This window comes from Salinicola lusitanus, assembly GCF_038648475.1.
In the GTDB taxonomy this organism is placed as follows: Bacteria; Pseudomonadota; Gammaproteobacteria; order Pseudomonadales; family Halomonadaceae; genus Salinicola; species Salinicola lusitanus.
On sequence record NZ_CP151919.1, the window covers coordinates 1,765,878 to 1,786,511 of the forward strand.

At 63.8% G+C, this 20,634-nt stretch carries 21 protein-coding genes; 15 read left to right on the forward strand and 6 right to left on the reverse strand.

The features are described 5' to 3' along the window. The first annotated feature begins 64 nt into the window (after positions 1 to 64). Positions 65 to 517, forward strand: a complete 453-nt coding sequence (locus AAGT95_RS08170; protein ID WP_342596147.1) for a GNAT family N-acetyltransferase — start codon at positions 65 to 67, stop codon at positions 515 to 517. Next, complete coding sequence (locus tag AAGT95_RS08175) at positions 514 to 1,107, forward strand: NAD(P)H-dependent oxidoreductase (protein ID WP_342596148.1); 594 nt, start codon at positions 514 to 516, stop codon at positions 1,105 to 1,107. Before AAGT95_RS08170 ends, AAGT95_RS08175 begins: the two co-directional genes overlap by 4 nt. A 56-nt stretch (positions 1,108 to 1,163) precedes the next feature. Here AAGT95_RS08175 and AAGT95_RS08180 read toward each other — a convergent pair whose 3' ends face one another. Beyond that, entirely contained in the window at positions 1,164 to 1,751 is a 588-nt protein-coding gene (locus tag AAGT95_RS08180) for a hypothetical protein (protein WP_342596149.1), read from the reverse strand. Between the two features lie 316 nt (positions 1,752 to 2,067). On the opposite strand from AAGT95_RS08180, the gene AAGT95_RS08185 reads away from it, so the two are divergent. Continuing rightward, positions 2,068 to 3,618 (forward strand): inorganic phosphate transporter, encoded by a 1,551-nt coding sequence (locus tag AAGT95_RS08185; RefSeq protein ID WP_342596150.1) that lies wholly within the window; start codon positions 2,068 to 2,070, stop codon positions 3,616 to 3,618. A 157-nt stretch (positions 3,619 to 3,775) separates the two neighbouring features. Here AAGT95_RS08185 and AAGT95_RS08190 read toward each other — a convergent pair whose 3' ends face one another. After that, a complete protein-coding gene (locus AAGT95_RS08190) occupies positions 3,776 to 4,567 on the reverse strand; it encodes a helix-turn-helix transcriptional regulator (protein WP_342596151.1) in 792 nt (263 codons plus the stop codon). A 128-nt stretch (positions 4,568 to 4,695) separates the two neighbouring features. Between AAGT95_RS08190 and AAGT95_RS08195 the strand changes: the two genes are divergently transcribed. The 6 genes from AAGT95_RS08195 (at position 4,696) to AAGT95_RS08220 (ending at position 11,381) form a co-directional block, all read left to right on the forward strand. Further along, positions 4,696 to 5,241, forward strand: coding sequence for a hypothetical protein (locus AAGT95_RS08195; RefSeq protein ID WP_342596152.1), 546 nt, complete (start codon positions 4,696 to 4,698; stop codon positions 5,239 to 5,241). A gap of 132 nt (positions 5,242 to 5,373) precedes the next feature. After that, positions 5,374 to 5,895, forward strand: coding sequence for a 2Fe-2S iron-sulfur cluster-binding protein (locus AAGT95_RS08200; RefSeq protein WP_342596153.1), 522 nt, complete (start codon positions 5,374 to 5,376; stop codon positions 5,893 to 5,895). Further along, positions 5,892 to 6,893 (forward strand): xanthine dehydrogenase family protein subunit M, encoded by a 1,002-nt coding sequence (locus AAGT95_RS08205; RefSeq protein WP_342596154.1) that lies wholly within the window; start codon positions 5,892 to 5,894, stop codon positions 6,891 to 6,893. Before AAGT95_RS08200 ends, AAGT95_RS08205 begins: the two co-directional genes overlap by 4 nt. Next, positions 6,890 to 9,220, forward strand: a complete 2,331-nt coding sequence (locus AAGT95_RS08210) for a xanthine dehydrogenase family protein molybdopterin-binding subunit (protein WP_342596155.1) — start codon at positions 6,890 to 6,892, stop codon at positions 9,218 to 9,220. Before AAGT95_RS08205 ends, AAGT95_RS08210 begins: the two co-directional genes overlap by 4 nt. Positions 9,221 to 9,328: 108 nt before the next feature. Beyond that, the gene (ampC, locus tag AAGT95_RS08215; RefSeq protein ID WP_342596156.1) at positions 9,329 to 10,501 is read left to right on the forward strand and encodes a class C beta-lactamase; all 1,173 of its coding nucleotides are present in this window, start codon (positions 9,329 to 9,331) and stop codon (positions 10,499 to 10,501) included. Then, positions 10,488 to 11,381: a LysR family transcriptional regulator gene (locus AAGT95_RS08220; protein ID WP_342596157.1), complete on the forward strand. Its 894-nt coding sequence runs from the start codon at positions 10,488 to 10,490 to the stop codon at positions 11,379 to 11,381. The genes ampC and AAGT95_RS08220 overlap by 14 nt, the downstream gene beginning before the upstream one ends. A 16-nt stretch (positions 11,382 to 11,397) precedes the next feature. Here AAGT95_RS08220 and AAGT95_RS08225 read toward each other — a convergent pair whose 3' ends face one another. Beyond that, entirely contained in the window at positions 11,398 to 12,768 is a 1,371-nt protein-coding gene (locus AAGT95_RS08225; RefSeq protein WP_342596158.1) for a HAMP domain-containing sensor histidine kinase, read from the reverse strand. Further along, positions 12,765 to 13,586, reverse strand: a complete 822-nt coding sequence (locus tag AAGT95_RS08230; RefSeq protein WP_342596159.1) for a response regulator — start codon at positions 13,584 to 13,586, stop codon at positions 12,765 to 12,767. Before AAGT95_RS08230 ends, AAGT95_RS08225 begins: the two co-directional genes overlap by 4 nt. A 174-nt stretch (positions 13,587 to 13,760) precedes the next feature. On the opposite strand from AAGT95_RS08230, the gene AAGT95_RS08235 reads away from it, so the two are divergent. The 6 genes from AAGT95_RS08235 to AAGT95_RS08260 all read left to right on the forward strand — a co-directional run bounded on the left by AAGT95_RS08235 (position 13,761) and on the right by AAGT95_RS08260 (position 16,822). Next, a complete protein-coding gene (locus AAGT95_RS08235; RefSeq protein ID WP_342596523.1) occupies positions 13,761 to 14,480 on the forward strand; it encodes a MipA/OmpV family protein in 720 nt (239 codons plus the stop codon). A 25-nt stretch (positions 14,481 to 14,505) separates the two neighbouring features. Then, complete coding sequence (locus tag AAGT95_RS08240; protein ID WP_342596160.1) at positions 14,506 to 15,033, forward strand: hypothetical protein; 528 nt, start codon at positions 14,506 to 14,508, stop codon at positions 15,031 to 15,033. A gap of 156 nt (positions 15,034 to 15,189) precedes the next feature. Next, positions 15,190 to 15,927 carry an SDR family oxidoreductase gene (locus tag AAGT95_RS08245; RefSeq protein WP_110597619.1) on the forward strand — a complete coding sequence of 246 codons (738 nt, stop codon included), beginning with the start codon at positions 15,190 to 15,192 and terminating at the stop codon, positions 15,925 to 15,927. A 41-nt stretch (positions 15,928 to 15,968) separates the two neighbouring features. Next, positions 15,969 to 16,112 (forward strand): hypothetical protein, encoded by a 144-nt coding sequence (locus AAGT95_RS08250; protein WP_342596161.1) that lies wholly within the window; start codon positions 15,969 to 15,971, stop codon positions 16,110 to 16,112. 27 nt (positions 16,113 to 16,139) lie between these two features. Next, positions 16,140 to 16,451, forward strand: a complete 312-nt coding sequence (locus AAGT95_RS08255) for a carboxymuconolactone decarboxylase family protein (RefSeq protein ID WP_342596162.1) — start codon at positions 16,140 to 16,142, stop codon at positions 16,449 to 16,451. Positions 16,452 to 16,564: 113 nt separating this feature from the next. Then, positions 16,565 to 16,822 (forward strand): Atu4866 domain-containing protein, encoded by a 258-nt coding sequence (locus AAGT95_RS08260; RefSeq protein WP_110597822.1) that lies wholly within the window; start codon positions 16,565 to 16,567, stop codon positions 16,820 to 16,822. Between the two features lie 91 nt (positions 16,823 to 16,913). Here AAGT95_RS08260 and mqo (AAGT95_RS08265) read toward each other — a convergent pair whose 3' ends face one another. Beyond that, entirely contained in the window at positions 16,914 to 18,518 is a 1,605-nt protein-coding gene (gene mqo, locus AAGT95_RS08265) for a malate dehydrogenase (quinone) (RefSeq protein WP_110597617.1), read from the reverse strand. 242 nt (positions 18,519 to 18,760) lie between these two features. Beyond that, positions 18,761 to 20,377 (reverse strand): malate dehydrogenase (quinone), encoded by a 1,617-nt coding sequence (gene mqo, locus AAGT95_RS08270; RefSeq protein ID WP_425356054.1) that lies wholly within the window; start codon positions 20,375 to 20,377, stop codon positions 18,761 to 18,763. Between the last annotated feature and the right edge of the window lie 257 nt (positions 20,378 to 20,634).

Consider the following 20,634-nt stretch of genomic DNA (forward strand, 5'->3'; position numbering starts at 1 on the left):
CTTGGCGCTGCCAAGCGGATCTGTCCGATTCTAACCTGACTCCTCTTCACAAGGAGGATGTCCGATGACCACCGTTCGACTACTACCGGTGACGACGGAGCAGGCGTGTCTGCGCTGCTTCGATGTCATGCGTGAGCTTCGCCCGCCTCTCGACGCACCACAGACATTCACCAGCCAGATCATGCGCCAGATGGCCTTGGGTTATCGGCTGTTGGCGGCATGGGAGGGGAATCGGGTCGTCGGACTGGCGGGCTATCGCCTGACCGAAAACCTGCTTTATGGCCGCTACGTCTATGTCGACGATCTCGTCGTCAGCGCAGCAGGCCGTCGCCACGGTCTGGGGGCGCGGCTGCTGGCGTCCGTGCGCGAGGAGGCGAGAGCTGAGGGATGCCGTCATCTGGTGCTGGATACCGGGCTGGGCATGGCACTGGCACAGCGCTTCTACTTCCGGCAGGGGCTGCTTTCCCGAGGCATGCACTTCGTGGAAGCCTTGAGCGTCGAGGAGACGGCATCGTGACGATACGAACACTGCTCGTGACCGCCAGCCCGCACCGCGACAAGGCCTTGGGGAGCCGTCTGGCGCGGCAGATCGCGGCGCGATGGGGCGACCTGCTGGTGCGGGATCTCGTTGCCGAGCCGCTGGCGCCGCTGACGATGGACTATGCCCGGGCGCTGACGCTGCGCGATCCCTTGCCTCGCGCAAACGCGACGCTTGCGTTATCCGAGTGCCTGATCGAAGAGCTCGAATCCACCGACCGGCTGATCATCGCGACCCCCATGCATAACTTCGCCATGCCCGCGGCACTGAAGCTCTGGGTCGATTACGTGCTGCGCATCCATCGGACCTTTGCGGCATCCCCGCAGGGCAAGGTGGGTCTGCTGGCGGACCGGGCGACGCTCGTCATCGTCAGTTCCGGCGGCTTTCACCGCGCCGGAGAATCGCAGCAGCCCAATTTCCTCACCCCCCATCTCGAAGCCGTGCTGAATACGCTGGGCATTCGCGCGCCGCAATTCGTGTATCTGGAAGGGCTGGTCAGCCGACGCGACGCGCCGGAGACGATCATCGCAGAGGCGGCCGCCGCGTTGGGCGACGCCTGGTGCCAATGACGGCCAGCGCGGTCGAGCAATCCGCCGTCACGACAGCTCGCCGGTGCCGTCGAACCTCACGGGCCGCACTGCCACTCGCCTTCGAGCGTGCGCTGGGCGCCATCGGCCCGGTCGTAGGTCAGCGTCGCCGGCCGTGCGGGCGACTCGCCGCCCTCGCTGGGTTCGCCCGTCACCTCGATGCTGAGCGTCTTGCCCTTGCCCTCGAAAGTCGGGTTGTCGGTCATGCCGTCGAAGCCGCCTGGCGCCGAGACGCGCTCCACGTAGCCGGCTACCTTGACCACGCCCTGGGCCGCCGAGGACGAGTCGACATTCCCCATCGCGACCAGCAGCGGCGAAGCTCGCTCCGTCGAGAACTGACAGCCCAGCTCGCCCGAGAGGTTGGCCTCGTCGATATCCGACGCTGTCAGCGCATCGAGGGTGATCTGGGAACCATCCCCGCCCTGGGTTGCGCCACCCGCGTCCGACGGTCGCTCGGCGGTGGCCTGTGCCGGTTCCTGAGTCGTTGCCTGTGGCGTCGATGACGCCTGGCCGCCGGCGGCGTCGTCCGCGTCCGAAGACGAATCCGAACAACCGGCCAGCGTCAGTGTCAGTAGGCTGGCCGCAACGACACCGATCCGATATCTCTTTCCTTGGTTGAGCTCCATGTTTCCTCCTGGAACGTTTTCTCCTGAAACCATCGGTGGTACCCGTAATTACCACGCCTGAACTCTAGCGCGAGTCGTGGCTGGCCGCTCAACGACGAGGTCCGAGGGGTGCAAGATCGAAACACCTGGCAGCGGAGGCATCGTCGAGCCTGGCCTATCTGGCTTCACCGTTCTGTCATGCTCGTGCCCCAATCTGCCGAGGAATCAGCCACCACTCACGGCTTGCCCCATCTCACGTGGGGAACGAGAGGAAGCGAGCATGGCCAATCCGGCAGCCAGCGATAATCCAACGATACTCGGTGATTCTGGAGGAGGCTTGCGGACAAGTCTCTTTTTCGGCGTTTTGCTCGTCGTCACGACGGGCTATTTCCTCGTCTGGGGCATGGGCTACATTCGGGGCGACAATACGCTGTTGTTCGTGCTGGCCACGTTGTTCGGTGTCTTCATGGCATTCAACATCGGCGGCAACGACGTCGCCAACTCATTCGGTACCAGCGTCGGCGCCGGCACGCTGACCATCAGGCAGGCGCTGTTCGTGGCGGCGATCTTCGAGGTGAGTGGCGCGGTCATCGCCGGCGGCGAGGTGACCTCGACCATTCGTGGCGGGATCGTCGATCTCGGTGGCATTCAGGTAGCGCCTCTGGACTTCGTCAACATCATGATGTCGGCGCTGATTGCCGCGGCACTCTGGCTGCTCTTTGCGTCGCGCAAGGGGTATCCGGTCTCGACCACCCACTCCATCGTCGGCGCGATCGTCGGCAGCTCGATCACCCTTGGCATCCTGATCAATGGCACCGACTCCGCGCTGGATCTGGTCCAGTGGGGGCAAATCGGTCAGATCGCGATCTCCTGGTTGTTGTCGCCACTACTGGGTGGCGTAGTCGCCTATCTGCTCTACTCCCAGATCAAGAAGCACATCCTCTCTTACAACGAAATGGCGAAGAGCGAGCTGACCGCGGTGCGCGAAGAGAAGCGGCAGCATAAACGCGAGCACAAGGCGCGCTTCGAACGGCTCTCGGAGATTCAACAGATCGCTTACACCCATGCCATGGCACGGGACATGCAGACGGTGAACGACGGCGATTACGGGACGGAGGATCTGGAGTCAGAGTACTACCGTGATCTGCACCAGATCGACGAGAAGCGGCGCCAGATTCACTCCCATCGCGCACTGGAGAGCTGGGTACCCATGGTGGCCGCGCTGGGCGCCATGATTATCTCGGCAATGCTGCTGTTCAAGGGACTGAAGAACATGCAGCTTGGCCTGAGCACACTCGACAACTACCTGATCATGGGGATGATCGGCGCTGTGGTGTGGATGGCGACCTTCATCTTCGCCAAGACTCTCAAGGGCGAGTCGCTGGATCGCTCGACCTTTCTGATGTTCAGCTGGATGCAGGTATTCACCGCCTCCGGCTTCGCCTTCAGCCATGGCTCCAACGACATCGCCAACGCCATTGGTCCGTTCGTGGCGATTCTCGATGTGCTGCGAACCGGAGCGATCGGCGACGAAGCCACGATCCCACCGCTGGCGATGCTGACCTTCGGTGTGGCATTGATCGTCGGGCTCTGGTTCATCGGCAAGGAGGTGATCAAGACCGTCGGCGAGAATCTGACCAAAATGCACCCGGCGTCAGGTTTCTCCGCGGAACTCGCCGCTGCCGCCGTGGTAATGCTCGCCTCGATGCTGGGCCTGCCGGTTTCCAGCACCCACATCCTGATCGGCGCCGTGCTCGGCATCGGCATGGTCAACCGTCAGACCAATTGGGCACTGATGCGGCCCATCGCCTTGGCCTGGGTCATAACCCTGCCGGCTGCGGCGATAATGGCGGCGATCGCCTTTCTGGTGCTGAGAGCCGTCGTTTGATCGCGCCAGCAGACGTCCGGAGTCGAATCGGCGAGCCAGCAACCCGCCTTTGGCCTTGTCGAGATCGGACATCGGTATCGTGAACGCCTAAGCTCTGTCTGGAAAACCGGCGAGAGCGGGTATTTTTCAGACAAAGCGTAGTGCCTCGGTTGCGCGCTCACTCCACCCCCAGGTAGATCATCAGGCAGGCGCCGGGCAGGTCGGGAATCCGCAGCGGCAGGTAGTCGAACTCGCGGTCGGTGCCGTCCGGCATTCGCATCGCCTTGCGGCCGCTGCCGAGTTCGAGCACGCCCTGCTCGGCCCAGAGTTTGCGGAAGGTTTCGCTCGCCTCGAGCAGGTCGTCGATCAGTTGGCGCATGCGCGGGTCGTCGGCGTAGCGTGTGGCCTGGCTGCGAAAGATCGACACCAGGGTGCGCGCGGATTTCAGCCAGTCGGCCTGATGCGTCTCCACGCGTTTCTGGGTGAACACCCACCACAGCTTGTTGCGTGGATGCTTGTCGCCGGGGCGCTCGATGCTGAACAGCGCCCCGGCCGCATCATTCCACGCGATCACTTCCCAGTAGGCGTCCATGACGTAGGCCGGTTCCGGTTCGAGACGATCGAGCAGGCGCTGCAGGATCGGATTGACCGTCGATTCGCCATCGATGGCGCGCGGCGGTGCCGGGCGTCCGGCCAGCGCGTAGAGATGTTCGCGCTCGGTTTCGTTCATCATCAGCGCACGTGCCAGGCAGGCCAGGGCCCGATCGGAGGGTTGCACATCGCGGCCTTGCTCCAGGGCGGTGTACCAGGCCGAACCCATGCTGGCGCGGCTGGCCACTTCCTCGCGGCGCAGGCCTGGCGTACGCCGACGGCGACCCGGCGGCAGACCGGCCATCTCGGGTGTGATGTCGGCGCGCTTGGCACGCAGGAATTCGCCCAGCGAGGGCGAAGGGGAGTCGAATGCACTCATGGGGTGATGGCCGAGCCTGAGGTTTTCAAACGTAGGATAAAGTCACGGATTTTGTAGGATAGTGGAGAATACTAGGGTTTCCGACAGCGGCGTCAACCGACGTCTTCTTGGCTGACCGGAGAGAGTGGATGGAACCCGATTCACGTATCACGCTGGGTCTCGGGCTCGACGATAGCGAACTCGGGGCCTTGCTGGCATCGGGCTGGGCCGATGCCACGCTGTTGCTGGACGAGTCGACCGCTTCCGCCGGACCTTCGTCCCAGCCCGGTCCGAATGCGGCGGTTGGCGACGTGGTCGGTCTGCCCTTGTCGATCGGCGATGCCGGTGCGCTGCAGCGGGCGGCAGCTTGGATCGACGATCGATACGGGCGGCTGGACGTCCTCGCCATCGGCACGGTCGAATGTCTCGCCGAACCCGACCGTCGCTGTCCTTGGGCAAGACGGACCTCACCCTATCGCTTTGCCACCCTGGGGCCGGTTCTTGCCTTCCTGCCACTGCTCGCCCGAGCGCGCGCGGCCCGCGTCGTCCGCTTTCCCTCCTTCGATGCGATCGGCGGCGAGGCGCTATCCGATCTGCTGCAGGGCACGGCGATTCGGCTGGAGACCCTGCCATTGCCCACGAGCGCCCAAATCTCCGACCCGGGGGGCCGAAAAGGCGCAGTCGGCATCGTCTGATCGGGCCGTCACGAAAGAGTGATCTTGCCAGACCGGGAAGCGAGCTACGCTCGATAAACACCCGCGATCCGCACCTAGCAACGACCTGACGACAATCCGATAACGATACACAACCGTGACTCGAGGCTCGATATGCAATGGACGATCAACGGCCTGGTTCGGGAGGCCAAGGTGGATTTCCGAACGTCACTGCTCGATCTGCTGCGCGAGCAGTTCCAGCTCAGCGGCACCAAGAAGGGCTGCAACCAGGGCGCCTGTGGTGCCTGCACCGTGCTGGTCGACGGGGAGCGCATCAACGCCTGCCTGGCACTCGCCGTTCAATATCAGGGCCGGGAGATCACCACGGTCGAGGGGCTGGCCGAGCATGGCAAGCTGCATCCGGTTCAGGCGGCGTTCGTCGAACACGACGGGTTCCAGTGCGGTTACTGCACTCCCGGCCAGCTCTGCTCGGCGGTGGGCATGATCGGCGAACTCGAACGCGACCTGCCGAGTGCGGTCACGGTCGATCTGGCGGCGGGCCAGATCGAGTGGCAGCGTGACGAGCTGCGCGAACGGATGAGCGGCAATCTGTGTCGTTGCGGGGCCTACAACGGCATCGCCGACGCGATTGCGGCGGTGCTCGCCGAGGAGCTGGGTGAGGAGATAGCGCGATGAACGCCTTCGACTATCACCAGGCCGCCGACGGCACCCAGGCGATCGAGCAGGCTGTGCGTTGCCAGCAGGCGAAGTATCTTGGCGGCGGCACCAATCTGGTCGATCTGATGCGCGAAACCGTGGAGCGTCCGCAAACCCTGATCGACGTGACACGCTTGTCCCGCGATATCACCGACATCGATGGGGGCGGCCTGATCATCGGTGCCGCCGTCACCAACGCCGCGCTGGCCGGCGATGCGCGGGTCCGTAGCCGCTACCCGCTGCTGGCCCGCGCGATCCTGAGTGGCGCCAGCGCCCAGATCCGCAATATGGCGACCGTCGGCGGCAACCTGCTGCAGCGGACGCGCTGCGCCTACTTCTACGACACGGCGACACGCTGCAACAAGCGCGAGCCGGGCGCGGGCTGCGATGCGCTCGAGGGCTTTCACCGCTACCACGCCATTTTCGGCACCTCGTCATCCTGCAGCGCCACACACCCCTCGGACATGGCGGTGGCGCTGGTGGCGCTCGATGCGCGGGTTCATTTGCGTGGACCCGCTGGTGATCGACAACTGGCGATCACCGAACTCCATCGCGAGCCGGGCGAGCGTCCGGATCTCGAGACCGAACTGCAACCCGAGGAGCTGATCGTCGCGGTGGAGCTGCCGCCGTTGGCGATGGCGGCGCGTTCCCAGTACCGCAAGGTGCGAGACCGCGCCAGCTATGCCTTTGCGCTGGTATCGGTGGCGTCCATGGTCGAGCTCGATGGAGAGACGATCCAGGACGTACGCCTGGCGCTGGGCGGCGTGGGGACGAAGCCGTGGCGTGCGTCGCGGGCAGAAGCGGTGCTGCGGGGCCAACCGGCGACCGCGGCGACGATTGCCGCCGCCGTCGACGCCGAGCTGGCCGCTGCCCGGCCGCTGCCGGGCAATGCCTTCAAGGTCGAACTGGCGCGACGAACGCTGATCGCGGAGCTGTCGCAGTGTCTCTCGGACGCGCGTGACGGAGGTGACGCATGAGTGCTCTCGATACAGGACGGCCTGGCGATACCCAACCCGCGGGCGTCGCCCTGGCCGGCGACTACTGGCGGCCGGAGGGGCGGCCGGATCCCTTGGGCGAGCAGGGGCGAAGCGGGATCGGCGCGCCGTTGTCGCGTGTCGACGGGGCGGACAAGGTCACCGGCGGCGCGCGCTTCGCCGGTGAGTTCCGCTTCGACGGCATGCTCTACGCCGCATTGGTCTACAGCACCATCGCCAACGGCCGCATCGTCGGGATCGACACCTGCGACGCCGAGTCCTTGGACGGTGTGGCGCTGGTGATGACGCACCAGAACGCACCGCGGCTCAATACCCCGCCGGTGTTTCTGCGCGCCCCCAACGGCGCCGCCGGCGACGATCATCCGATCATGCAGACCGATCGCGTCCACTGGAACGGCCAGCCGGTGGCGCTGGTGCTGGCCGAAACCCAGGAACAGGCCGATGCCGCCGCCGAGAGTATCCGCGTGGATTACGCGGCCGAACCGGCGATGACCGATTTCGCGATCGCCAAGACCCAGGCGCGCCAGCCGGACAACCTGCTCGGCGGGCCGGCCGAGATCCGCGTGGGCGATGCCGATTCAGCCCTGGCAGCCGCCGCCTACAGGGTCGACGCCACCTATACCACTCCACGCCACAGTCACAACGCCATCGAGCCCCACGCGCTGACGCTGGCGTGGGTGAACGAGCCGGAGGGCGAAGGCGAAACGCTGCGAATTCACGATGCCTCCCAGTGCGTCGATCTGGCCGTGGCATCGCTGGCCGAGGTATTCGGCATCGACATCTCGCGGATTCACATCACGTCGCCGTTCGTGGGGGGCGGCTTCGGTGGCAAGACACTGTGGCAGCATCAGATCCTGGCCGCGGCGGCGGCGAAGCTCGCGGGTCGCCCGGTACGGCTGGCGCTGTCTCGCGAGGGCGTCTACCGCGTGGTCGGCGGGCGGGCCTGCACCGAGCAGCGGGTCGCCCTGGGGGCGGACGACCGAGGCAGGCTGCAGGCACTGATCCACTCGGGGGTCGCGGCGATGACCCGCCACAACAACCTGCCCGAGCCCTTCTTCCAGGCGACCAAGTGCCTGTACGCGGCCGACCATATCCGGTTGTCGATCGAGGTCGCGGACATGCACATGCTGGCCAACACCTTCATGCGTGCACCGGGCGAGTCGGTGGGCACTTTCGCGCTGGAGTCGGCCCTGGACGAGCTGGCCGACCAGCTCGGCATGGACCCGCTCGAACTGAGGGCGCGCAACGAGCCGGAGCGCGACCCCACCAGCGGCCTGGCGTTCTCCTCGCGTCACTGGCTGGAAGCGGCTCGCGCGGGAGCCGAACGCTTCGGCTGGTCAGAGCGAAGCGCGACGCCCGCTGGCCGGCACGACGGCGAGTGGCAGATCGGCATGGGCTGCGCCACGGCCACCTATCCGTACATGCGCATGCCCGGGGCGGCGGCCAGCATCACGCTCACGCCCGACGGTGCGACCGTGGGCATCGCCGCCCATGAGATGGGCATGGGCACGGCGACGGTGCAGACCCAGGTCGCCGCCGCACGGCTGGGTCTGCCGGTGGAGAAGATCGTTTTCCGGTATGGCGATTCACAGCTGGCCGGAAGCGTGCTGGCGGGTGGCTCGCAGCAGACGGCGGCGATCGGCGGTGCGGTGATCGCGGCGCAGCGGGCGCTGGTCACGGAGCTGCTGTCGCTGGTGGATGAGCATTCGCCGTTGTCCGGTCTTTCGCCGGACGAGATCGAATGCCGGGACGAAGGCCTCGGCGCCATCGGCGATGGCTCGCGCTTCGAGAGCTATCGTCAGATCCTGGCGTCCGCCGGCCGCAGCGAACTCTGCGTGGAGGCGAACGCCGCCGAATCGCAAGAACTCGGCAACTGGTCGATGCACTCCTTCGGCACGATCTTCTGCGAGGCGGGGGTGAGCGCGGTCACCGGCGAGGTGCGCGTCCGCCGCCTGCTCGGGTCATTCGACTGCGGCCGGATTCTCAACGCCAAGACGGCGGCTAGCCAGTTCCGCGGCGGCATGATCATGGGCCTCGGGATGGCGCTGATGGAGGAGACGCTGTTCGATGCGCGCAGTGGCCGGGTGATGAACCCCAGCCTGGCCGACTACCACGTGCCGGTGCAGATGGACGTGCCGGAGATCGAGGTGATGTGGACCGATATTCCCGACCCGCGCACGCCCATGGGGGCCCACGGCGTCGGTGAGATCGGCATTACCGGCGTCGGCGCGGCGGTGGCCAATGCGGTCTACAACGCTTGCGGAAAGCGTGTTCGCGATCTGCCGATCACGCTGGACAAGCTGCTGTAGCCGATCGACGACGGTTTCGGTTTGTGCGGTTTTTGCGCATGATTGGCGGCACCGTTTTCCGCGCCCGACGTTTACCGTCGGCGCGCACTGCCGAGGACCGAAATCGTCATGAAAGGAATCGCATTGGGAGTGTCGCTGCTGTTGCTGGGCTCGTCGAGTGTGGCGCTGGCGGAGGACGATGACGTCGATGTGCGCGATACCGTCGATCCGATCGTCGCGTCGTTGATGCAGCAGCAGAGCATCCCCGGCATGGCGGTGGCGGTGGTACGGCCGCAGGGCGTGCAGATTCTGAACTACGGCGTCGCCGATCGTGACGACGGCACCCCGGTCGACGGCGATACCCTGTTCGAGATCGGCTCGCTCAGCAAGATCTTCACCGCCACGCTGGCCACGCTTGCCGCCGTCGAGGGCAAGCTCGATCTGGATGCGCCGGTCAGCCGTTATCTGCCGACGCTCGAGGGCAGCGCGTTCGACCGGATCAGCGGGCGCAACCTGGGCACGCACACCACCGGCGGGCTGCCGCTGTTCGTGCCGGACGAGGTGACCGACCGCGACTCGCTGATGACCTGGTACCGACAGTGGCAGCCCAGCGAAGCGATCGGCGAGGTACGCACCTACTCCAACCTGGGCATCGGCCTGCTGGGCGTCGAGACTGCCGCGAGCCTCGATCAGGGGTTCGTGCCGGCGATGCGGGCTCGGGTGCTGGAACCGCTGGGATTGCAGCACACCTGGTACGACGTCCCCGAGGCGCAGATGGCGCACTACGCCATGGGCGAAGACAAGCAGGGCGAGCCCATTCGCGTGGCGCCCGGGGTGCTCGATGACGAGGCCTACGGCGTCAAGACCACCGCGGGCGACCTGGCCCGGCTGGTGCAGGCCAATCTCGGCCTGCTCGAGATCGACGACGACCTGCAGCAGGCGATCGACATCACGCGCCAGGGCAATTTCCAGGTCGGCGACATGACCCAGGATCTGATCTGGGAGCAGTACCCGCTGCCGGTCTCGTTCGATACGCTGCTGGCGGGCAACGGCTACGACATGATCCTGAAACCCAACGCGGCCAAGGCGATCGAGCCACCGCAGGCGCCGCGGGATGACGTCTGGATCAACAAGACCGGCTCCACCAACGGCTTCGGCGGCTATGTGGTTCTCGTGCCCGGCAAGCAGGTCGGGCTGGTCATGCTGGCCAACAGGAACTATCCCAACGATGCGCGAGTGCAGGCGGCCTACGAGATGCTGTCGAAGCTGAACGTGGTCGACGGTGGCGATGCGCGGCAATGAGTTCGCCGAACTGCAGGCATTTCTCGCCGTTGCCGAGCAGGGCAGCTTCGTTCGCGCGGCGGAGGCGCTGCAGGTCTCGCCATCGGCCCTGAGCCAGACCATCAAGGGGCTCGAGGCGAGGCTCGACGTCCGGCTGTTTCATCGCACCACCCGCCGGGTCGGGTTGAGTCAGGCGGGGGAGAGACTGCTGGCCCGCCTGAAGCCGGCGGTGGAGGAGGTCGAGGCGGCCGTCGCCGATGCCGCCGAGCTCGGTGAGCGGCCCCAGGGCCGATTGCGCCTTCATGCCTTCCGGGTCGGCTACCAGCTCTATCTGGCACCTCTGCTGGCCCGCTTTGCCGAGGCGTATCCCGATATCGAACTGGACCTGACGCTGGACGATCAGCCGGTCGACATGATCGAAGCGGGCTTCGACGGGGCGATCCGGCTCGGCGAACTGCTCGAGCAGGACATGATCGCGATGCCGCTGGGCGCGACCCTGCGCCACTGCGTGGTCGCGTCACCGGCGTACGTGAAGCGCCACGGCAAGCCCGTCACACCCTCCGACCTGCACCGGCACCGCTGCATCAATTGGCGCTGGCCGGGGCAGATGCATCCGTACCAATGGGAGTTCCATCGCGACGGCGGCTGGTTTCGGGTCGCCGTCCATGGTCCGCTGATCATCAACGATCTCAGAGCCATGCTCGAGGCGGCCGTCAACGGCGTCGGCATCGCCTTCACCGTCGATGCCTGGGCAGCCCCGTTGATCCGCGAGGGGCGCCTGGTGACCATGCTCGACGAGTGGTGCGCGCCGTTCGACGGATTCTACTTCTGCTACCCGCGTCAGCGTCACCACCTGGCCGCGATGCGGGTCTTCATCGACTTCCTCAAGCGGAACGCCTGAGGCGCCAGCGCCCGGGTCAGGCCTTCGCACGGGACGCCCCGTGCAGGGGCAGACGGAGCGTGGCGATCAGGCCGTGGGGCTGGCGGTTGGCGAGCGTCAACTCGCCGCCATGGAAATGCACGATGGCACGGCTGGCGGCCAACCCCAAACCGTATCCGCCGGTGTGAGGGTTGCGTGACGGCTCCACCCGGTAGAACGGGGCGAACAGCCTTGGCAGGCTCTCTGGCGGAACGCCGGGCCCCTGATCCTGGACCGTAATGACGACATCTCGTTGGGATACCCTCAAGTTGACCTCGGCATGGCCGCCATACTTGACCGCATTGTCGATCAGATTGGTCAGGGCTCGCGTCAAGGCCAGCGGTTGACCGTCGTAGACGACGCGATCTCCCGGTCGGAAACGAACATCCTTGCCGGTGTCCCGGAAGTTGTCGATAACGGTGTGGAGCAGCTCACCGAGCTCGAAGCGGGTCATTTCCTCGGGGCGGGATTCCAGTTGAAAATATGACAGGCAGGATTGGACCATGGATTGCAGCTCGTCGATGTCGGCCATGATCTTGTCGCGTTGCCGTTCGTCGTCGACAAGCTCACTGCGCAGCTTGAGTCGTGTCAAAGGCGCCCTGAGGTCATGAGATATCGCCGAAAACATCTCGATGCGGCCGTCCAGTAATCTCTGAATCTGGACCTGCATGGCGTTGAATGCGGAGAGCGCCTCCCTGATTTCCAGGGGGCCACGAATTGCCAGTGGTTGGGTTCGAGCACCAATCCCAAAACGCTCGACGGCATCCGCGAAAGAGCGAAGTGGCCTTGCCACTCTCAGACCAAAAAACCAGGAAATGGCGATGGTCGAGACAAGTATGAAAAAGCCGGTGACCAGCGCTCGTGATGTCGAACTCAGTCCCCAGAGTTTCGAGGGAGTATCGAACATCATCCATGAGTGATCCTCAAGCCGAATCGCGATTGCATAGAATCGCTGTTCGGGTGGAGGTGATAAGGATGCCCATCCTTTTTCGTTAGGGCCGACGGTCAGGATTTCACTATCGGGATAGTCCAGTATTCTTCTGATTTCAGGCCAGGAATCGGTGTCGTCATTCTTTTCCGGTGTGGGTATGGGAAGATCGTTGCGGTCGGAGAACCAACTGACGTTTATTCCGTTTCCTGACACCTTGTCTTTGAGGGCGTTCCGCTGAGAGGGCGATAGATAATTGAACGTCTTGGCAATACTTCCTGCCACCACAAGCTGGTCGATGTCCTGGATCGGTGGGTTGGCCCAGGTGCCGGAGAACCTGAGGAAGGTAAGGTTCATGATCAGGGCGATCAATATGGCAACGATGACGTTGAAGATGAACCAGCCATTGAGGCTGCCGATGAAACGCTGTCTCGTGGTCATGATCGATGGACCGCTGGCGAGAACAGATAGCCCATGTTACGAACCGTCTTGATGATCTCGGGCCTTCGGGGGTCGGTCTCCAGCTTGCGGCGCAACCGGCTGACGAGAACATCGATGCTTCTGTCGAACACCTCATGAGCCGAGCCTTTGGTGTAGTCCAGTAGTTGATCGCGCGACAACAGTTGCCCCGGACGACTGAGAAAGGTCATCAACAGTGCGAACTCTCCTCCGGATAGGGGAATCAATGTTTGATCCGGGCGGCGCAACTCACGGCGTGCGACATTGAGCCTCCAGTGTCTGAACTGCAGCGAGGAAGAGGAGCATGCCTGGCTGTCAGTCCTTTCCGTTACCCGCCGGAGAACCGCTCGAACCCTCGCCAGAAGTTCTCGTGGCTCGAACGGTTTGGTAACGTAGTCATCGGCCCCCAGTTCCAACCCGACGACTCTCTCTGTTGTCTCCGATACTGCCGTCAACATGATAATAGGTATCGAAGACTGCTCTCTCATTCTTCGACAAATACTGATGCCATCTTCGCCAGGAAGCATGATGTCGAGAATGATGATGTCGAACGTGGACTCTGCCAGTTTTCGATCCAGTTCCTGGCCGGATGAGGCGGTTTCTATCTCGATATCATAGCGACCGAAGAAAGTGGTCATGAGCTCGAGAAGATCGATGTCGTCATCGACGACCAGGAGTCTCGTCATTGTCTGTTCCTCTGGTTCGCTTTTACCCGTCGCCGGGATAGCGTCGAATGTATCGATTCGTGATTGATATGTCTGTTCGGAAACACTGCAGAGATAACCTGGAAAGATCGTCATGCCACTATTCATTCCAACATGATTTCACGGCCTTGTGTCCAGCTATCTTTGTTGGGGAGAAAACAGTGTACGTTCCATCGAACTCGAGACTTTCCTCTGTACTATTGTCTGCGACCGGCGCTTTCGCCGCACTTTGGGCTCCTGGGGCAGCGGCGCAGGACGAACCGGTCGGTGATGATGGCGCCGGTCAATGGCGCCGGTCAATGGCGCTTGGGAGTGATGGGAGCGATCTCCGATGACGCCTATGCGGGTGCCGACGCGAACACCAGCGTCCTGCCGCTGATCTATTTCGATGGCCGGCGGCTGTTTTTCCACGCAACGGAAGGTGGTGTCCACCTCTATCGTAGCGGTGCCTTCACCCTGGACGCTTTACTGTCGCTAGGCGGACAGGAGATGGACCCGGACGATCTCGGACGACGGGAACTGGCGGCAGCCGGTGTCGACCGAGACCGGCTGGATGATCGTGATCGCAGCTATTACGCCGGTCTCGCTGGCGCCTGGAAGACGCCATTCGGTGTGCTGGGGGCACGAGCGCAGACGGACATATCGGGCAACGCCGAGGGCGAGCGCTACCATGGGTACTACGCCTATCCTTGGCAGACAGGCGACTTGCGAATCACCCCCAGCCTGGGGGTTACCTATCTCTCCGGCAGGGTCACCGATTACTACTTCGGGGTCGATACGAATGAGAGCCTTGATGGCGGCTACGCCTATTATCCCGATGCCGCGCTCATTCCTGGTGTCGGCCTCGATCTCGCCTACTCGTTGAATCGGGACTGGGCTGTCTACGCCGGCCTGGAATACCAGCACTATCCCGATGACATTGCCGACAGCCCACTGATCGAGGACGACCATGCCGTTTCCTTCCAGAGCGGGATCAGCTACTCGTTTTGAGGGGGAGGGGCGGTATCTGCTGTCGATGGCACCCTCGGAAGCCCTCGATCTTCCCATCGAGGTCATGCCGGGTAACCGCTTGCTGGCCCTGCTGTGCCCCGATCCGGCGCACAGTTCTCGGCTCTGTTTCGTCCATGTGGAGCTGGGCGACCGGGAGCCGGATTCAGGAGGCGACGACGAAGGTATCGTCAGCATGGATCTGCATCGCACCTGCCTGATGCCCTCGCGGGGCATCTCCCTGGCCTTGAGGCGGTGCGCCTTTCCCGTCAACGATGACGGCGGCTTCGGTTTCGGCTCCGATGGTGGGGTGGGGGGACAGCCGGCCTCGACATGCCCTTCGCCCTGCTGGGTCGGCGGCTTCTGGCGCCAAGCTCCCTCTCGGCCGACCGCCACGATCCTGCGGGAAAACGCCGATGCCGATACCGGGTTCGGGACGAGCGCCGCACCTTTGATGCTGAGAAATGACGACCTGACATGGTGGCTCGACCCGCACCTCGTCGATCGCACGGCGCTTCTTCGGCGGCTGTCGAAGCGGCGAGGTCCCGAGGGGTGAGCGATTCCCGGGCTCGTCGCCGCTTTTGTCCGATTATGTCTATTCAGCTTCATAACGCATGAACATTTTCCCCGATTATCGTTCTGTCATTACTCAATAGACTGCTCCTCGTCGGTCGTGCCGTTGCACGACCCTTCATGAGACGGAGTAGTTACCATGACGGAACTGACAGACAAGGTCGTGCTGATCACTGGTGCGAGTAGCGGCATCGGCGAAGCCACCGCACGCCATCTGGGGGCGCGAGGGGCCCGACTGATGCTGGGGGCGCGTCGCGTCGACCGGCTCGAACGTCTGGCCGGCGAGATACGCGAGCGCGGTGGCGAGGCCAACTGGCGCCAGCTCGATGTCACCTCCATCGATTCCATGCGCGGCTTCGTCACCGCAGCGCAGGAAACCTATGGCCGCGTCGACGTCATCATCAACAATGCCGGCGTCATGCCGCTTTCGAAACTCGAGATGCTCAAGCTCGACGAGTGGAACCGGATGATCGACGTCAACATTCGCGGTGTCCTCCACGGTATCGCGGCGGTGCTACCGGTCATGCAGGACCAGAAGGCGGGGCAGGTCATCAATCTCTCCTCCATCGGCGGACATGCGGTCTCGCCCACCGCGGCCGTCTACAGCGCGACCAAATTTGCCGTGGGGGCGATCTCCGAAGGGCTGCGCCAGGAGGTGGGGGGCGACATCCGCGTGACCGTGATCAGCCCCGGTGTCACCGAATCCGATCTTGCCGACTCGATCACCGATCCGACTGCCCAGGAGACGATGAGAACCTTCCGCCAGGGCGCCATACCGGCCGAGGCCATTGCCCGATCGATCGCCTTCGCCATCGAACAGCCGGCCACCGTCGATGTCAGCGAAATCATCGTGCGCCCCACGGCCAGTCCCTACTGACCTTGGCCGCTGGATCGGACACCCGAAAGGGAGGAAGCGAGATGACGTCGACGACACTGGGAATATCATGTTGCTACGGGGCGCTGTGGCTCTCGGCGGCGCTGTTCGCTCTCGAACCGGCCCATGCCGCCGGCGAGCGGGAGCGCCTGGAGACGGGAAGAGAAGTGATCGAGCGCCTCAACTAGGGGCAGCCCCAGCCCGCGCTGGAGGCCATGCGCGAGGAGTTTCCCTTCCTCGCCGATGCCACCCAGGGCTATGCGCTGGGTGAGGTGTGGGGCCGCGAGGTGCTGGATGATCGCACGCGACAGCTGATCACTGTCGGTGTCTTCGCCGCTCTCGGCCAGCCTGCCTACATGAAGATTCACGCCGGTTACGCCCTGAATGCCGGTGTCAGCGAGGCAGAGTTGAAGGAGGTCATCTACCTGACGACCGTCCATGCCGGGTTTCCGCCGGCCATCGCGGCATCCGTCGCTCTGTCCGAGCTGTTCGAGGAGCGGCGCCAGCTTGTCGAGGCGGGGCCATGACCGGCCGCGTCCGGCATTTCCGTGGCTACCGAAAAACGTGCATCGGCATCTTCGCTGCCGCGCTCGGCTTTGGGGCCCAAGCATCCGCAGAGAATCACGAGGGGGTCACCGACATGACGGATCGAACCTACGTTGGCTTATGGGCGACGGCAGACGGTCACGTCCGCCACGAGCTACTACCGAATGGCCGCTACGACGAGGCCAGGGGGACGCGGGAGAGTGCCTACCAGGGCCGATATGAAATCACCGGCGACCACATCGAGTACTGGGACGACACCGGCTTTACCGCCGATGGCGATTTCATCGATGGTGTCCTGCACCACGGCGGGATGGTGCTCTATCGGCAGGAGGCGCCGCCAACAGCGAGATAGAGCGGCGAAAAGCCAGACATGGGTCGAACGGATCGCCCGCCCTGGTTCGTCCAGGGCGGGCGGCGTTTTTCACGGAGGGTGGCGATTCGGTTCAGCTGCCGCTGGTTTCCGGTTCCGAGCTTGGCACCGGCGTGGTGGTCAAATCCGGCTCGCTCAGCTCCAGCAGCTCACGTGACATGGCGCGAACGTCGTAGAGCAGCTGCGGGTTGTCGGTCAGTGCCTTGCCATAGGAGGGGATCATCGACTTCAGCTTGGCCTGCCACGCTTCGCTGGACACCTGGTCGGGGAAGACCTTCTCGAGCAGTTTGAGCATGATCGACGGTGCCGTCGAGGCGCCCGGCGATGCGCCCAGCAGTGCGGCGATGGAGCCTTCCGCACCGGTTACCAGTTCGGTGCCGAACTGCAGGGTGCCGCCCTTGCCCTCGATATCCTTGATCGTCTGCACTCGCTGGCCGGCGGTCCACAGTTTCCAGTCGTCGCGGTTGGCCTCGGGATAGTAGTTCTGAAGCTCCTTGAACTGGCCGCTTTCCGACATGCGAAGCTGGCTGATCAGATATCGCACCAGATCCAGGTTGTTGATGCCGACCTTGGTCATCGGCCACAGGTTGTTGGGCGTGATCGAGCGCACCAGATCGGTCCAGGAGCCGTTCTTGAGGAACTTGCTCGAGAACGTCGCGAAGGGGCCGAACATGATCGCCGGCGTACCGTCGAGGATGCGCTTGTCGATATGGGGCACCGACATGGGCGGCGAGCCGGCCGGCGCCAGCCCGTAGACCTTGGCGTCGTGCTTGGCGACCACTTCCGGGTTGGTGGTGTAGAGGAACTGGCCGCCGACCGGGAAGCCCCCGTACATCCGGGCTTCGGGAATGCCGGACTTCTGCAGCAGTGGCAGGGCCGCACCGCCCGCGCCGATGAAGACGAAGCGGGCGTTGACGCTGCGCTCGTTCTCGCCGTCGCTGGTGTTGGCCACGGTGACTTTCCAACTGCCGTCCGCATTGCGCTTGAGGTCGCGCACCTGCGTGTTGACGGAGAGATGGAAATTGTCGCGGCGGGCCAGCGAGTTCATCATCTGGCGGGTGATCTCGCCGAAGTTGACCTCGGTGCCGATCGGCATGCGGGTCGCGGCCACGGGTTCGTCGGTATCGCGCCCCGTCATGACCAGCGGGATCCATTCCGAGATCTTCTTGGGATCGTCGGAGTACTCCATGCCGGCGTAGAGCGGGCTTTCCCGCATCGCCTCGAAGCGTGTCTTCAGGAACGACACGCGCTCGCCACTCCAGACGAAGCTCAGGTGCGGCACGGTGTTGATGAAGGAGCGCGGGTTGGCCAGCACGCCTTCACGGACCTGGCTGGCCCAGAACTGGCGCGACACCTCGAACTGCTCGGTAATGCCGATGGCACGCTGGATGTCGACGCTACCGTCCGGCTGCGGCGAGGTGTAGTTCATCTCGGCGAAGGCCGAGTGGCCGGTGCCGGCATTGTTCCAGACGTTGGAGCTCTCTTCGGCCGCCTTGTCCAGGCGCTCGTAGAGGTGGATGGTCCAGTCGGGCTGTAGTGACTGGAGCAGGGTTCCCAGGGTGGCGCTCATCGTGCCGCCGCCGATGAGAACGACGTCGACGTTTTGGGTCTCGCCGGATTCGGCGCCAGTCTGGGTCTGCAGGCTGGAGACGAATGTCATGCCGTGACGCAATTTCATGAAGGTTCTCTGTCTGATGGATACGGACAGGCGCGAACGCGACTAGGACGACAGTTTAATGAGGTCGCGGCGTTAGTGCCATGACTATGACAGAGGCGGCGCGGATGGGAGGTCGCCGTTTGGTATGTTTATTCTTTCCAATCAGTAAGTTGAGAGAAAAAGATGAACTTCCTACAGATTTGAAGGAAGAAACCCCGCACCGCCGGAGGGCGGTACGGGGTCATGGCGTCGCGGGTCGGGTGTCAGGTGTCGGTCCGGGACTCGCCGGCGACCGGGCCGCTTGGTTCGATCGCTGCCTCGGAGGGCGCATCGCCCTCCTTTCGCTCTGCCTTCACCGCCTGCTCGAAAGTGGTCGGCTCCGGTCCGCCGCCGACCAGCTCCAGTGAATTGGCGGTGCGGCGGCGCAGGTCGCGCAGCAGCGCCGGGTTGTCCGCCAGTTTCTGGCCGTAGGAGGGAATGATCTCGTGCAGTTTTTCCTGCCACGCCGCGCTTTCGACCTGCTGCGGGAAGACCCGGTTCAGCAGGCGCAGCATGATCGGCGGCGCGGTAGAGGCGCCCGGCGAAGCGCCCAGCAGTGCCGACATGGTGCCATCTTCCGACGCGACCACTTCGGTGCCGAACTGCAGCACGCCACCCTTTTCGGGGTCGTTCTTGATGATCTGCACGCGCTGACCGGCGGTCCACAGCTTCCAGTCATCGGGATTCGCCTGCGGGTAGAACTGCTTCAGCGCCTTCATCCGATCGTCGTCGGACTGCATCACCTGGCCGACGAGATACTGGACCAGATTGAAGTTGTCCATGCCGACTTCCATCATCGGCCAGGTGTTGCTGAAGGTCATCGAGCCGAACAGGTCGGTCCAGGAGCCATTTTTCAGGAACTTGCTGGAGAAGGTCGCGAACGGCCCGAAGAAGATTGCCGGCTGGCCGTCGAGCATTCGAGCGTCCATGTGCGGCACGGACATCGGCGGAGAACCTTCCGCGGCGAGGCCGTAGGCTTTCACCCGATGCTGGGCGACTACGTCCGGGTTGGTGGTGTAGAGGAACTGGCCGCCGACCGGGAAGCCGGCGTACTGCTCGGCTTCGGGAATGCCGGAGGCCTGCAGTAGCGGTAGTGCGGCGCCGCCGGCACCGATGAACACGTAGCGGGCGTTGACGCTGTGTTCCTTTTCGCCATTGGCGAGATCGGCGACGGTGACTTTCCAGGTACCGTCGTCATTGCGATCCAGGCCGCGCACTTCGCTGTTGAGCGAGAGCGTGAAATGGTCGTTGTCACCGAGCGAGTGGATCAGCTGGCGGGTAATCTCGCCGTAGTTGACCTCGGTACCGATCGGCATGCGGGTCGCGGCAATGGGCTGATCCCCATCGGCGCCGTCCATGACCAGCGGCAGCCACTGGCGGATGGTGTCACGATCTTCGGTGTACTCCATCTGCTCGTAGAACGGATGCTGGTGCATCGCGGCATAGCGTGCGCGCAGGAAGTTGACGTGGTTGTCGCCCCACACCAGGCTCATGTGCGGCATGCTGGTGATGAAGGACGCCGGGTCGTGCAGTACGCCCTGGTCGACCTGATGGGCCCAGAACTGGCGCGAGACCTCGAAGTCCTCGGTGACCTTGATGGCGCGGTCGATGGCGACGCTGCCGTCCTCGAGCTGCGGCGTGTAATTCATCTCGCAGAAGGCCGAGTGGCCGGAACCGGAATTGTTCCACGCGTTGGAGCTCTCTTCCGCGACTTCACCGAGGCGCTCGAACAGGGTGACATTCCAGTTCGGCTCCAGCTCCTGGAGATAGGTGCCGAGCGTTGCGCTCATCGTGCCGCCACCGATCAGAACGACATCGACGGGTGTCTCGTCGGCGGCCATCAGTGCCGACGAGATCGTCAACAGGCCTACTCCTGCCGCCATGCTGCGATAAAGTTTCATTGAATGATCCCTGATTCCTGAATGAAGTCGATCGCGATCACACTGATCCCTCAATCATCGATGAAAAAATGATTGGATCATGATCGAAGGACTGTCACGAAAGTGTCGTGTCGATGATGCCGACATCACGTTCTGAAGCATTCTGCGATGCAGACAATGTGATCTGCCGCGGGCGAGAGTCGGGCGATATTCTAGGG